This window comes from Bradyrhizobium tropiciagri (assembly GCF_018130545.1).
Taxonomy (GTDB): Bacteria; Pseudomonadota; Alphaproteobacteria; order Rhizobiales; family Xanthobacteraceae; genus Bradyrhizobium; species Bradyrhizobium tropiciagri_A.
This window is the reverse complement of record NZ_JAFCKF010000006.1, coordinates 62,037-75,792: the sequence shown is the minus strand read 5'-3', so window position 1 is coordinate 75,792 and position 13,756 is coordinate 62,037. Positions and strand designations below refer to the sequence as shown.

At 65.3% G+C, this 13,756-nt stretch carries 12 protein-coding genes and 1 tRNA gene; 9 read left to right on the top strand and 4 right to left on the bottom strand.

The features are described from left to right. Positions 1–43: 43 nt before the first annotated feature. Positions 44–526 carry a transcription elongation factor GreA gene (gene greA, locus JQ616_RS25490; RefSeq protein WP_212019304.1) on the top strand — a complete coding sequence of 161 codons (483 nt, stop codon included), beginning with the start codon at positions 44–46 and terminating at the stop codon, positions 524–526. Between the two features lie 12 nt (positions 527–538). On the opposite strand, the gene JQ616_RS25485 is transcribed toward greA, so the two are convergent. After that, a complete protein-coding gene (locus JQ616_RS25485; protein WP_212019302.1) occupies positions 539–1,177 on the bottom strand; it encodes a GntR family transcriptional regulator in 639 nt (212 codons plus the stop codon). Between the two features lie 123 nt (positions 1,178–1,300). Between JQ616_RS25485 and bioB the strand changes: the two genes are divergently transcribed. From bioB to JQ616_RS25465, 4 genes are all read left to right on the top strand, one after another. Continuing rightward, a complete protein-coding gene (bioB, locus tag JQ616_RS25480; protein ID WP_212019300.1) occupies positions 1,301–2,296 on the top strand; it encodes a biotin synthase BioB in 996 nt (331 codons plus the stop codon). Between the two features lie 64 nt (positions 2,297–2,360). Further along, complete coding sequence (locus tag JQ616_RS25475; protein ID WP_212019297.1) at positions 2,361–3,515, top strand: 8-amino-7-oxononanoate synthase; 1,155 nt, start codon at positions 2,361–2,363, stop codon at positions 3,513–3,515. Then, on the top strand, positions 3,512–4,144 hold the full coding sequence (gene bioD, locus JQ616_RS25470; protein WP_212019295.1) for a dethiobiotin synthase: 633 nt from the start codon (positions 3,512–3,514) through the stop codon (positions 4,142–4,144). Before JQ616_RS25475 ends, bioD begins: the two co-directional genes overlap by 4 nt. Then, positions 4,141–5,403, top strand: coding sequence for an adenosylmethionine--8-amino-7-oxononanoate transaminase (locus JQ616_RS25465; protein WP_212019293.1), 1,263 nt, complete (start codon positions 4,141–4,143; stop codon positions 5,401–5,403). Before bioD ends, JQ616_RS25465 begins: the two co-directional genes overlap by 4 nt. Before the next feature lie 118 nt (positions 5,404–5,521). Here the strand turns inward: JQ616_RS25465 and JQ616_RS25460 are convergent, their stop codons facing one another. Then, complete coding sequence (locus tag JQ616_RS25460; RefSeq protein WP_212019291.1) at positions 5,522–6,808, bottom strand: YXWGXW repeat-containing protein; 1,287 nt, start codon at positions 6,806–6,808, stop codon at positions 5,522–5,524. 224 nt (positions 6,809–7,032) lie between these two features. Here JQ616_RS25460 and JQ616_RS25455 point away from each other — a divergent pair, with 224 nt between their 5' ends. Continuing rightward, positions 7,033–8,991, top strand: a complete 1,959-nt coding sequence (locus tag JQ616_RS25455; protein ID WP_212019289.1) for a glycoside hydrolase — start codon at positions 7,033–7,035, stop codon at positions 8,989–8,991. A gap of 30 nt (positions 8,992–9,021) precedes the next feature. Here the strand turns inward: JQ616_RS25455 and JQ616_RS25450 are convergent. Further along, a tRNA-Arg gene (locus JQ616_RS25450) sits at positions 9,022–9,098 on the bottom strand. Positions 9,099–9,227: 129 nt separating this feature from the next. Between JQ616_RS25450 and JQ616_RS25445 the strand changes: the two genes are divergently transcribed. Beyond that, positions 9,228–10,307, top strand: coding sequence for an LLM class flavin-dependent oxidoreductase (locus JQ616_RS25445; protein WP_212019287.1), 1,080 nt, complete (start codon positions 9,228–9,230; stop codon positions 10,305–10,307). A 93-nt stretch (positions 10,308–10,400) separates the two neighbouring features. Next, on the top strand, positions 10,401–11,441 hold the full coding sequence (locus JQ616_RS25440; RefSeq protein ID WP_212019285.1) for an alpha/beta hydrolase: 1,041 nt from the start codon (positions 10,401–10,403) through the stop codon (positions 11,439–11,441). A gap of 122 nt (positions 11,442–11,563) precedes the next feature. On the opposite strand, the gene JQ616_RS25435 is transcribed toward JQ616_RS25440, so the two are convergent. Further along, positions 11,564–12,907: an oxygenase MpaB family protein gene (locus JQ616_RS25435; RefSeq protein ID WP_212019283.1), complete on the bottom strand. Its 1,344-nt coding sequence runs from the start codon at positions 12,905–12,907 to the stop codon at positions 11,564–11,566. A gap of 85 nt (positions 12,908–12,992) precedes the next feature. On the opposite strand from JQ616_RS25435, the gene JQ616_RS25430 reads away from it, so the two are divergent. After that, positions 12,993–13,667 (top strand): CerR family C-terminal domain-containing protein, encoded by a 675-nt coding sequence (locus JQ616_RS25430; RefSeq protein ID WP_212019281.1) that lies wholly within the window; start codon positions 12,993–12,995, stop codon positions 13,665–13,667. Positions 13,668–13,756 lie beyond the last annotated feature (89 nt).

Below are 13,756 nucleotides of genomic sequence, written 5' to 3'. Positions count from 1 at the left end.
GGGGCGGGGCTATACTGCTCCATCTCATCGATGGAGTTCCGGATTGAGCGTTGCCTTCACCAAGGAAGAGAGTGCCGAGACCGCGTCCGAAACGCTGTTGCCGGACCGCCCCATTTCGCCGCATCCCAATCTGGTGACGGAAGCAGGACGCAAAGCGCTGGAGCTTCAGCTCCAGCAGGCGCGCGAGGCGTATGAGGCCGCGCAGCAACTGGACGACGTCAACGAACGGCGGCGGCAGTCGGCGGTTCCGCTGCGCGATGCGCGCTATCTCACGGAACGCCTCCGCACGGCGCAGGTCGTCGCAGACCCTACCTCGACCGAGACCGTTGCGTTCGGCAGCACCGTGACCTTCAGCCGCGCCGACGGGCGGGTGCAGACCTATCGCATCGTCGGCGAGGACGAGGCTGATCCAAAGGCAGGTTCGATTTCCTATGTCTCGCCGGTGGCGCGGTTGCTGATGGGCAAGGCCCTCGGCGACGTCGCAGGCTCGGGCGGTCAGGAGCTGGAGATCGTCGCGATCGCCTAACGCGCTCTCTAATCACGTCGCCGGCAGCGCAAGCCGTTCGATGGTCTGAATATGCCGTGCGAGCAGGCTGCAGGCCTGCTCGATGTTGCGGGCGCGCAGCGCCTGCAGGATCACGCGATGATCCTGGCTCGGCCGCGGCCGCCAGCCGGCGTTGCGCGCCATCGCGAACACCAGTCGCGAATTCGCCAACTGCAGGCCGTCGAGGCTGGCGAGCAGCCGCGGCATCGCGCACGGCGCCACCAGCGCGTGATGGAAGGCGCGATTGGCCATCTCGAAATCCTGCACCGTCTCGGCATTGTCGCCTTCGATCATGGCGACCTCGATCCGCGCCAGATGGGCCGATGTGAATTTCGGCGCAGCGTTGCGCAGCGCGACCACCTCGAGCGCGGCACGCATCTCGGCGATCTCCTTCACCGACTTGGTGTCGAGCGGTGCGACCCGCACGCCGCGACGTGGCACCGCGACGACGAGATGCTGCGCCTCCAACTGCCTGAAGGCCTCGCGGACCGGGACATGGCTGGAATGGAATTCGCGCGCGATATGATCCTGCCGGAGCGGGACGTCCGGCGGCAATGCGCCGCTGATGATGCCCTCAGCGAGCACCTCGGCAATGCGTCCAGCGGTCGTCGTGTTCTCGCCTTCGTCCATCATAGATTATCTATCATAAAAACGAGTGCGCCGCCGCACGGCCTCGGCTAGCATCATTCTAAGAGCATGATCATAGATAATATCTTCAATTATCTATGATCGATCACAAACAAGAAGGCAAGCCCGATGGTTGATGTCGTTGAGATCGAACGGACCGAGAGCCGCAGCAGCGCAGCGCCCCGCAAGATTTGGGAGCGGGCGGAGGCTGAGGCGCTCTATAACCTGCCGTTCGCCGACCTGATGTTCCAGGCGCAGGGCATTCACCGCGCCAACTTCAATCCGAACCACGTCGAGACCGCGAGCCTGCTCAGCATCAAGACTGGCGGCTGTCCGGAAGACTGCGGCTACTGCTCGCAGAGCGCGCATTACGACACCGGCCTGAAGGCCACCCGCCTGATGCCGAGGGACGAAGTGGTCGCGGTGGCGCAGCGTGCCAAGGACGCCGGCGCAACCCGGTTCTGCATGGCCGCGGCCTGGCGCAGTCCGAAGGACCGTGATCTCGACCAGGTCTGCGACATGGTCAGCGCGGTGAAGGGCTTGGGCATGGAAACCTGCGTCACGCTCGGCATGCTGACGACTAAGCAGGCTGAACGCCTCTCCGACGCCGGGCTCGACTTCTACAACCATAATGTCGACACCTCTCCCGAGTTCTACGACAAGATCATCACCACCCGCACGCTGCAGGATCGCATCGATACGCTCGCGCATGTGCGTGACGCCGGCATCAAGGTGTGCTGCGGCGGCATTATCGGCATGGGCGAGATGGTCGAGGACCGGCTCGGCATGCTGGTGCTGCTCGCCAATCTTCCGAGCCCCCCGGAGAGCGTGCCGATCAACCTGTGGAACGAGGTCAAGGGCGTCCCGGTCAACGACACCGCGGAGCGTCCCGATCCGATCGCGCTGGCGCGGCTGGTCGCGACCGCGCGCATCCTGATGCCGAACAGCGTGGTGCGGTTGTCGGCCGGGCGTCAGTACATGACCGATGAATTGCAGGCGCTGTGCTTCCTCGCCGGCGCCAATTCGATCTTTATCGGCGACGTGCTGTTGACCACTAAGAACCCGCAACGCGATCGTGACGCCGATCTGCTGGACCGGCTCGGCATCACCTCCCGCCTCGCCTGATCGTAACCTCCGGCGCGCGCGGCGTCATTCGCCGCGCGGCCAACTGCAAATCTGAGAGAGACGCATGAGCGCAATCCATGCGGCCGAGGCCGCTGATTACGCCGCGGCCTTGCGCGCCCTGAGCAAGGACGATCGGCTGCGCGGCCTCAAGCCGCGCGCGGGCATCGATTTCGTCTCGAACGACTATCTGGCGTTCGCCAACGCACCGCGCATCAAGCGGGTCGTCTCGGCTGCGCTCGCGGCCGGCACGCCGATCGGCGCCGGCGGCTCGCGGCTGCTGCGCGGCAATTGCGAAGAGCACGAACGGCTTGAGGCCGAAGCCGCCGCGTTCTTCCGCGCCGAGACCGCACTGTTCTTCGGTGGCGGCTATGTCGCCAATTTCGCCGTGCTGACCACGCTGCCGCAGCGCGGCGACCTGCTGGTGCTGGATGCGCTGGTGCACGCCAGCATCCATGAAGGCGCGCGGGCCGGTCGGGCCGAATTCCGGTTCAGCGCGCACAATGATCCCGAGGCGGTCGAAGGCACCATTCGCGGCTGGCGCGCCGAAGGCGGCAAAGGCCGGGTCTGGATCGTGGTCGAAAGCGTCTACAGCATGGACGGCGACGTCGCGCCGCTCGACGACCTCGTCGCCATCGCCGACCGGCACGACGCGTTCCTGATGGTCGACGAGGCGCACGGCACCGGCGTCTATGGTGAGCAGGGACGCGGGCTGACGGCGCCCTATGAGGGGCGAGAGAACCTCGTGATCGTGCACACCTGCGGCAAGGCGCTGGGTGCTGCCGGCGCGCTGGTCACCGCCTCGACCGTGCTGCGCGACTTCATGGTCAATCGCTGCCGCCCGTTCATCTTTGCCACGGCACCGTCGCCGCTTGTGGCCGTCGCGGTGCGTGAGGCCCTGCTGATCCTGCGAGAGGAGCCCGAGCATCAGCAGCGCCTCGCCAAGCTGGTCGCGTTCACGCATCACGAGCTCGATCGGCGCGGCTGGCACAGTCCGTCGCGCTCGCAGATCGTGCCTTATATCGTCGGCGACAATGCGCGCGCGATGCAGCTTGCATCAGCGCTGCAGGCCCGCGGCTTCGACGTCAGGGGCATCCGGCCGCCGACCGTGCCGGCCGGAACCGCGCGGCTGCGCATTGCGCTGACCCTCAATGTCGACGAGGCCGACGTGCGCGCGCTGCTCGATGCGCTGGTCGAGGAGACCAAGGGCTGGTCGCGATGAGCAGCCGGATCGTGGTGACCGGTACCGATACCGGGATCGGCAAGACGATCTTCTCCGCGGGCCTCGCCGGTTTCCTCGGCGCGAGCTACTGGAAGCCGGTTCAGTCCGGCCTTGACGAGGAGACCGATGCGCAATTGGTGGCGCGGCTTGCGGGACTTTCGGCCGATCGCATCGTGCCCGAGCGCTACCGCCTGCGAACGCCGGCCTCGCCGCATCAGTCCGCCGCGATCGACGGCGTGCGGATTGATCCTGCCGCACTCCACGTCCCCGACGTTGGGAGCCAGCCGCTGGTGATCGAGGGCGCCGGCGGGCTGATGGTGCCGCTCAACGATGATTTGCTCTTCATCGACATCTTCGAGCGATGGCGGCTTCCGGTGGTGCTCTGCGCCCGCACCGCGCTCGGCACCATCAACCACTCGCTGCTGTCGGTCGAGGCATTGCGCCAGCGCCGGATCGACATTCTCGGCGTCGCGTTTATCGGCGACAGCAATCCCGAGAGCGAGCGCGCCATCTGCGAGTTCGGACAGATGCGCCGGTTGGGCCGGCTGCCCCTGCTTTCACCGCTCACGGAGGATACACTGCGCGCAGCGTTCAAGTCGTCATTCCGGAGCGGAGATTTCGACACATGACGTCGCCCAGGAGGTCGCCGATCTGGCATCCGTTCACCCAGCACGCGCTGCATGGCGAGATGACACGGATCGTGCGCGGCGAGGGCGCCTACCTCTACACCGCGGACGATCGCCGCATCATCGATGCGATCGCGTCCTGGTGGGTCGTGACCCATGGCCATTGCCATCCCCATATCGTGCGCGCGATCCAGGAGCAGGCGGAGCAGCTCAATCAGATCATCTTTGCCGGCCACACCCACGATGCGGCCGAACAGGTTGCCGCGCAACTGCTGAAGCTGGCGCCACGCGGTCTTGAGCATGTGTTCTTTTCAGATAGCGGCTCGACCAGCGTCGAAGTGGCGCTGAAGATGGCGCTCGGCTACTGGCACAATATCGGCGTGCCGCGCACGCGGATCATCGTGATGCAGCACTCCTACCATGGCGACACCGTCGGCACGATGTCGGTCGGCGCGCGCGGCGTCTTCAACAAGGCCTACGAGCCGCTGTTGTTCGACGTCGCAACGATCCCGTTTCCAGCCACAGGCCATGAGCAGGCGACGCTCGATGCGCTCGAAGCCGCATGCAAGGCGCAGACCGCGGCGGCGTTCATCGTCGAGCCGCTGATCCTGGGCGCCGGCGGCATGCTGATGTATCCGGCGTGGGTGCTCAAGGAAATGAAGCGCATCTGCGAAGCCTCTGATGTGCTGTTCATCGCCGACGAGGTGATGACCGGCTGGGGCCGCACCGGTACCTTGTTCGCGTGCGAGCAGGCCGAAATCACGCCCGACATCGTCTGCTACTCGAAAGGCCTCACCGGCGGATCGCTGCCACTCGCGGTGACGCTGTGCCGTGCCGAGATCTACGACGCGCATTATTCCAGCGATCGCGCGCGGATGTTCTTTCACTCCAGTTCCTACACGGCGAACCCGGTCGCTTGCGCTGCTGCACGGGCAAACCTTGAGCTCTGGCAGCATGGCGCGGGCGAGCGCGTCGCTTCCGTCGCGGCCATGCAGGAGCGCCTGATCGCGCCGTTCCGCAGCGATGCGCGTTTTGAAAACGTCCGCCGCACCGGAACCATCACGGCGCTCGATCTGAAGGCCAGCGATGCCGGCTATCTGGCCGGCATCGGCCCGAAGCTTCAGGCCTTCTTCGCACGCCGCGACCTGCTGCTGCGGCCGCTCGGCAACACGATCTACGTCATGCCGCCCTATTGCGTCACCGAGGCGGACCTCGACGAGATTTACAGCGCGATCGCGGACGCAGCCGACGAATTGGCCTGACGGTACGCCTTGCGCGCCGCAAAATCCGTGACTGACGATTTGCATCGTGTGCCGTGTTGCACGCGATGATCTCTCATGTGAAATCGGCGTGCCCTTGCGGGCACGCCGGTCAGCTGGATCATGCGTGCTTGTGTGGCGTTGGCCTCGCCGCGGGATGTTGCGGCCGTGGCGCAGGATGCGGCCGCGGTGCCGGTCGTGACACATGCGGCGCTGCGGGCCGCGGCGGCGGGGCACGGTGCACGGCTTGCGCGACGTGCGGCGCCGGCGAGTGCGCAGCCGGGCGTGGCGCGGGTGGAGCATGCTGTGCGGCCTGCGGCCTTGGCGCATGCACGGCTGGCGCTGCTGCGACGTGCGGCGCCGGGGCGGGATGTTCTCCGACGGCGGGCGCAGCATGTGCTGTCGGCAGGGTGTGTTCCGCCGGTTGTGCGTGCGCAGCCGGCACCGCGTTCCCCGCGGGCAGGGCGTGTCCCGTTGGCGCTGTGTGCTCTGGCGGCAGCGCGTTTCCGGTGGGGAGGGCGTGTCCTGTCGTTTGAGCGTGCTCTGCCGGAGCAGCGTGCGCAGCCGGCAATGCGTTTCCGCTCGGCAGGGCATGTCCCGGCGGCACGGCATTCCCTGTCGGCACAGCGTGCTCGGCCGTCGGTTGCGCATGCCGGGGCGGCGGCGCCGCGATCGGCTTGCCTGGTCGCGCCGCGATCACGCCGGCGCCGCTGAACTGTGCGGCGTGGGCGGTCGCGGCGACCGCCGGATGACCATGGTTGTTGGCGAGCGTCAGCGCAGGATCCTTCATCGCCGCTTCCGCGTGCCGGGTCTGCTCGGCGGTCGCTGCCACGTGATGCTCGTTCGCGGCCGCGGCCTGTTGCGGCGTCGGCCTCACCGTGGTGCCGCCGGTGCCGCCATTGTAGCTGACGTTGGTCGTGTTGTTGATGACGGTCTTGTTGTAGACGTTGGTGACGGAGACGTTGGAGATGTTGTTGACGGAGCTGTTGTAGAAGAAGCTGCCGCCGCGCCAATAGCCGCCCTCATAGCCGGCGCCCGTGTAGCCGAAGCCGTAAGAGATGCCGCCGTAGAAGCCGACGGTCGCGCCCCAATATCCGGCGTGGAACCCGTAGGCGCCGTCGTTCCAGCCCCAGTAGCCTGGCGTCCACAGCAACTCAGGCGCGGGCGGAAGCACCCACGTGCCGGGCACCCAGTAGTAGCCGGTATCGTCGCTCCAGGCCCAGTAGCCCGGGGTCCAGATATAGCCGACCGCGGGCATCGGCGGCTGCACATAGACCGGCAATGGCGGCGGCGCGGCGTTCACGGAAATGCCGATGCCGATGGCGAGCTGCGCGTGTGCAGCGTTAGGCGGTGAGAGGCAGCAGAGGCTGAGAGCAAGAGCGAAAGGCAGTCCGGCGATGCGGCGCATGGCACATACTCCAATCTTATTCCCCCAGCGTTGGAGTCGAATAGTGGCGGCGACATGAACCCGTTGTGAATGTTTGTGCTGACTCCATGATTTCGAGGTCGCGCGACGATGGAATCGTTAACGACAGCGGATGCGTGTCAGCTCGGTGTCAGTATGGAACGCGATGATGTCGATCGACGCTCGAACATCAGTCGAGCGGCTCGAACGCAAACTGAGAGTTCCGCATGACTGCTTCTCGCTCTGCACTGGCGAGCCTTGTCCTGCTGCTTTCGATCGGCTGCGGCCTCAAGGCTGCCGCTCTGGATCGCGAAGGCTCCGTCACGAGCGTTCCCGAGGCTTCGATCAACAGAGGAAAGATCGCAGCACACGTCTCTCATTCCTTTCGAGGCTGGGGAATGTCATTGGCGTGGGAAGCAAACGATCTCTATGGCGGCGGACGTCAAGCCGCGAAGATCTCAGATCCTGCGTTGCAAGGCGTGTATATGGACCTGCTGTTTGGCGATCCCGCGACCCGTCTGACGCTGGGGTTCAACATCGCACGCTACGACATCGGCGGTGGTGACGATCCCACCCACACCCACATGCGCCCGGATGCACAGATGGAGGGGTATCAGTCCGGTCCAGGTGCAGCGTTCGACTGGAAGCGCGACGCTGCCCAGCTACGCATGCTGCATGAGGCGAAAAAGCGCGGAGCGGACATCTTTGAAGCGGTCTCGTACTCACCGCCTTACTGGATGACGATGAGCGGATGCTCTGCCGGGAGCAGAGAGCCGCACCAGGACAACCTTCGTCCGGAGATGAGGGAGAGCTTCGTCGACTATCTGGCGACGGTGGTGAAGCATTTCCGCGAGGCCGAGGGCATCAAGTTCGAGAGCGTCGAGGCATTCAACGAACCGGACGGAAGCTGGCGTGCCGGAGGCACACAGGAGGGATATTCCGCTCCGGTAGCTGTGCAAAATGCCGTGCTGCCGATGCTCAAGGCCCGGCTGCAGCATGATGGCCTGGAGACCTTCGTCGCCGGTGTGGATGCGAACAACATCTCCGCTGCCGTCAGCGATGCAAGTCACCTCGATGCGGCGGCGCTGGCCGCGATCGGACGGTTCGACACCCACGATTATCATCATGGTGTCGGCGATCTTGCCAAGCTGAAGGAGTACGGGGCCCTCGCCGGGAGGCTCCACAAGCCGATCTGGATGAGCGAGTTGGGCTGCTGCTTTGCCGACCAGAAGGAAAAGGGCGAGATGTGGGGCGCGCTGTTCATGGCGGATGCGATCCGCATGGACCTGCGTGATCTCGGCGCGGAGGCCTGGCTGCTGTGGCAACCGGACTGGGAGGTGATCGGCTTCGATCCGCACGGAGGGCCAGCACTCCCGAAGAAGCAATATTATGCGCTGGCGCAGTACAGCCGCTTCATTCGTCCGGGCTATCAGATCGTATCGGCCGGCGGCGCCTACAATACGCTCGCGGCCTATTCGCCTGCAGCGAAACGTCTGGTTCTGGTGACGACCAGTTGGGAGGCCGGCGAGGATGATCTCGACTTGTCGGCCTTTGCGGGCTTGCCCGCCACGGTCACGGCCTACCGCACGACGTCGGATGCGCAGACAAACCTTCGCGAGGAGACGGTCGCCCTGTCCCGCGAAAAGCATATCGTCAACGTCACGCCCGCTCGCTCCATCACGGCCTACCTGGTCGACGGCGTGACGGCGCGATCCGATGTGCCGATCGACAAGATACCGGGCGTGCACAAAATCGTTTCCCAGGCGACGCGGCTTTGCCTGAATGTCTCGGCCAGCGCGACAAATCCGGGAGCCGCGATCATTCCTTATCCGTGCGGCTCATACAGCAACGAAGAGTTCAACATCGTCGATCGAGGCGACGGCTTCTACTCGGTCCATACAGTCAATGCGCGCCCCGGCTTGTGTCTGAACATATCGAACGGCGCGACGTCTCCTGGCGATGGCACGACACGCGGAGGTCCGGGGAATCTGATTCAGTGGAGCTGCGGAGATGGTCGTCTGCCGGAGAATGAACTGTTTCGGATCGAGATCGCGACGCCCGGCGCCTATCGTATCAGGGTGAAGGAGTCCGGGCTTTGCCTCGAGGATCCCGGCAAGGGCGGCACGCTGCGCCAGAACCGCTGCGACGCAGCGGCGGCGAACCAGAAATTCTCGCTGGTCGACTGAGGACCTTCGGCGCCGGAATGATGGGGCGTTTGGCGCACCCGACACGATTCGAACGTGTGACCTTTGCCTTCGGAGGGCAACGCTCTATCCAGCTGAGCTACGGGTGCGTGCAGGGGTTCATTTAGCTGATTGGCTCCGGGTCGGCAACGGCGTTGTCCGGCCGGCTCCGGGCTGTAAACTGCCCGCGTTAGTATGACAGGCCATGTAAAAAGGCCGTCTTTCGAGGGAGTTTGCCCATGCGTCCGCTGGAATTCGGCTGGTATCTGCCCACGCACGGCGACACCACGGCCTATGGGCTGATGGAGGCGCAAATCGCGGGTTCGCCGGAACTCTGCGAGCGCGTGGTCAAGGCGGCCGAGGATGCCGGTTTTGAGTATCTGCTGATCCCGGTCGGCTCGGTGTGCTGGGAGGCCTGGATATCGGGCGCCTTCATGGCGGCGCGCTCGGAGCGGATCAAGCCGCTGATCGCCGCAAGGCCGGGTTACATCAATCCGGTGCTGATGGCCAAGATGATCTCGACCTTCGACCAGATGTCGGGAGGGCGGATCTGCATCAATTTGATCGCCGGGCAGAACGAGAGCGAGGTCGAGGCCGAAGGCGTGCGCTACGCAAAGGAGGAGCGCTACGCGCTGATGGACGAGGAGGTCTCGATCCTGAAGGCGCTGTGGACGACGCGCGGGCCGGTGCATTTCGAAGGCAAGTTTCACACGATCTCGGGCGCGCATATCCGCCCGCGTCCGCTGCAGCAGCCGTTTCCGAAATTCTATCTCGGCGGCGGCTCGCGGCAGGCCTGGGAGGTGTCGGCGAAGCACTCCGACGTCCATCTTTTCTGGGGCGATCTGCCGCAGCGCATCGCGGAGAATATCGCCGAGATTCGGCAGATGGCGCGGGCGCACGACCGCGAGGATGCGATCGGCTTCGGCATGCGGTTGCAGGTGATCTGCCGCGAGAATGAGGCCGATGCCTGGGAGGCGGCCGATCAATTGGTGCGTCATGCCACCGAGCGGCAGAAGCAGGAGATGAAGACGCTGTATAATCGCTCGGAAGCCAATCAGCGCGTGCAGCAGCTGGCGCGCGACCATGGCGATCTGCTGATGCCGCATCTGTGGACCGGGATCACCAAGGTGCGGCCGGGTGCGGGGATCGCCGTTGTCGGCAATCCCGAGCAATGCGCCGCGACCTTGCAGCAGTTCATCGATGCCGGCTGCCACTCCTTCTGCCTGTCCGGCTATCTGCATGACGAGGAGGCGGAGCGGTTCGGCCGCCTGATTCGCCCGATCCTTGCCGCCAACAATCGCGGGCGGCTCGCGGCTTGAGGCGCGGTCCGGAAACTTTCCGAAAATTCACGGGTGAATTGACACCCGACACGGCATGATCCTGCCGAGCTCGCAGCGTAACGGAGTTGAACCATGCATCATCGGGGCTGGCTTGCGGCATTGGCGCTGCTGGTCGTGACGGCGGCGCACGCGCCGGTCGCGTCCGCCACGCCGGCGCAGACCGAGCGCGACATGAAGCCGGTCAAGGAGATTGCCAGCGGGCGCATCGCCGTCGGCAACGCGACGTTTCCGCTCTATCTCTCGACCGACTGGTCCAATCCGCTGCCCGATGTCACCCGCGCGGTGCTGGTGCTGCATGGCGTGCTGCGCAACGCCAACGATTATTTCCGCGCGGCGCTGAGCGCGCAGGCGGCGGCGGGCGATGTCGGCAAGCACACGCTGATGATCGCGCCGCAGTTTTTGATCGCGCCCGACGTCGAGGCGTTCAAGCTGCCGGCGGAGACGCTGCGCTGGAGCCTCTATGGCTGGCAGGGCGGCGAGCCTGCAATCGCACCTGGCCCGGCGAGTTCGTTCGACGCGCTCGATGCGATCCTGGCCAGGCTCGGCGACCGCAAGCTGTTTCCGAACCTGAAACAGGTCGTGGTGTTCGGCCATTCCGGCGGCGGCCAGGTGGTGCAGCGCTATGCGATCGCGGTGAAGGGCGATCAGGTGCTGCTGCGCGAGGGCATCGGTGTGCGCTATGTCGTCGCCAACCCCTCTTCCTATGCGTATTTCACCAAGGAGCGCCCGGAGCCCGCGATCGCGGCGAGGTGCGAAGGCTATAACAGCTGGAAATTCGGCATGGACGAGCGTCCGCCCTATCTCGCCGAGCCGACCCCAGCCGCACTGGAACAGGCCTATGTCGCGCGCCGCGTGATCTATCTCTTGGGAACGCTCGACACCAACCCCGATCATCCCGCGCTCGACAAATCCTGCATGGCGGAAGCCGAAGGCCCGTATCGTTACGCGCGTGGCCACTCCTATGTCGCCACGATGGCCGCCCGCGACGGCGGCACGCCGAACCACAGCGTGTGGGACGTGCCCGGCGTCGGCCACGAGGGCGGCAAGATGCTCAACTCGCCCTGCGGCCTGACCGCGGTGTTCGATATCCGCGGCTGCGCGGCGGCGCGCTAGAGCATGATCCGGAAAAGTGCGAAGCGGTTTTCCCTCGCGACAAGCGCGGAACGCGCTTGCGCGGAGATCATGCTCAAACAACAGGCCGAAGCGCGACGACGATCCGACCCGATCCCATCGCGCTACGACTTCACCGCCGAGGGCTGCGCCGGCCGATAGGCCGAGGCATCCGTCGTGAACTCGGCGTGGCCATAGTCCTTCAACTGGTTTTCGATTCGCTTGACCAGGCGCCGGTCCGCGACCTCGCGCAGCCCGGGAATGCGGGATGCCAGCCGGTAGAGCGCAAGCCGGCTGAACAGAAAAATCCCGACCAGTGCCGTGAGGGCGCGATCCTTCGCGGTCAGCGGCACGCCGATCGATGCAGCCCTGGCCCTGTCGCCATTCAGAAAACTGTTCAGGAAGAACGTCTTCGCGAAGCTGCGCTCGAAGACTTCAAAGAGACGGCTGCTGATGGAGGTGTCGGAGCGCAAGGTCGCCGCCATCGTGGCGCGAACCAATTCGCCGCAGGTCTTGTCGTCATAACCGGCGCGCAACGTCGCGGACCGCAACAGCATCAGATCGACGATGCCCTTCGGCGTATCGGCGAGCAGTTCCTCCGGCAGGCCGAGCAGGAAGCAGCGGTAGCGCGCAAGCTCGACGCGTGCGCGCTCTTCCGCCGTGAACTCTGTGCGGCCGTCGGCCAGCACCTTCTGCGCCAGCAGGAAGATCGGGATCAACCCGGCCGGCATCTGGTCGACCTGTGGAATCGGGATGCCGTAGACCGCGATGTCCCAATTGTCGGCACGCCGCATCACATTGGCGCGCACCATCGAGTGCATCAGCCGCACCATCGCGGCCGCCTTGAAGCCCGGCCCGAGGCGCCCGAGCGCGCCCGGCAGCACCGAAGTTGCAAAGAACGTCGCGGTTTCCTTGACGCGCCGCGCCGACGAGCCGCTCGACAGGGCGTTGGTGATCGCCATCGGCAGCGCAGCGTATTTGTTCATGAAGGTCGCGAGGAACGCGCCGCGGATGATGAACGGACTGAGATTGGCGGCGCCGTTGCGGTCGATCCGCGCGCCTTCCTCGACCAGCTTCATGTCGAGCCAGGCAGGCGTTCGCTCCATGGCGCGGATCAGCGCGACGAGTTCGGCCGGCGCATCGGCCACCGTCTCGATGCCGACGTCGCAGGCCTGAACCAGCATGCCGACCAGCCGGCGGAAGCCGTATTCGCGCATCAGCGCCGCATAGGCGTCGGCAGGCGGGTCGCCCATCATGGTGTAGCTGCGGATGAACGCCATGCGATCGGGGTCGGCCAGCAACGCCGCGCGGGCGGCATCGAATTTGCCGGGGAGGACGCTCGGCGTGCCGGCATCGGCGGCAAACCGTTCCGGGACGATGGAGAAATCGACCTTGCCGTAGATGGCGGGATTTTTCTCTTTCTGCGCGGCGACGTTGCTGCGCAGCCTTTCCAGCGTTTCGGCCTGCATAAGCGGCTCTCCCTGAGGTTTATGCGTCAATTTATATCAAGCGATAGAAAATGCAATAATTAATATCGTGTGATATGATTTTCCGATGAGCGCACGAAACAGCCCGCTGCCGCCGCCGACGCGATCGGCCACCACCCCTTATAAGAAGGGTGACGAGACCCGCGTCCGGATCCTCAACGCCGCGCTCGCGGCGTTCGGCAACAGCGGCTTCGCCCGCGTGACGACGCGCCAGATCGCCGAAGACGCCGGCATCAACCTGCCGGCGCTCAACTATTATTTCGGCAACAAGGAGGGCCTCTATCTCGCCTGCGCACATGAAATCCTGGCGCGCTATCGCGAGAGCATGGCCGCGGTCGGTGAGGCCGCGCTCGCCTCGCTCGAAGGGCCGCCCGATCCGGACGGCGCCCGTGCACAGCTGAAGCTGCTGCTCACGGCGCTGGCGCGATTCCTGCTGACATCCGCGAGCGAGCAGAACCGTCTCTTTGTTCAACGCGAGCTGGCGGATCCCGGGCGCGCGTTCGAGGTTCTCTATACCGGGCTGTGGCGTCCGGGCATCGAGCTCGTCGCCGGCCTGATCATCGCCGCCTCGAGCGCGCAGTTGACGACAGCGCAGGCGCGGGTCCGCGCCGTGATGATGATCGCGGGCCTGACCGGCTTCCAGTCCGGCGCGCCGATCATCTCGCGGACGATGGGCAAGGCAGCCTCGCTGACAATGGTGATCGAAGCGCTCGAAGCCCAGGTCGACGCGCTGGCGAGCTGACGGGCCCTCGCGCCCTCAACGCTGCAAACACCAAAATGTGCGCGGTGCCCGGTGGTGAGCGCTGTCGATGTCGCATACGCTAGGGGTGG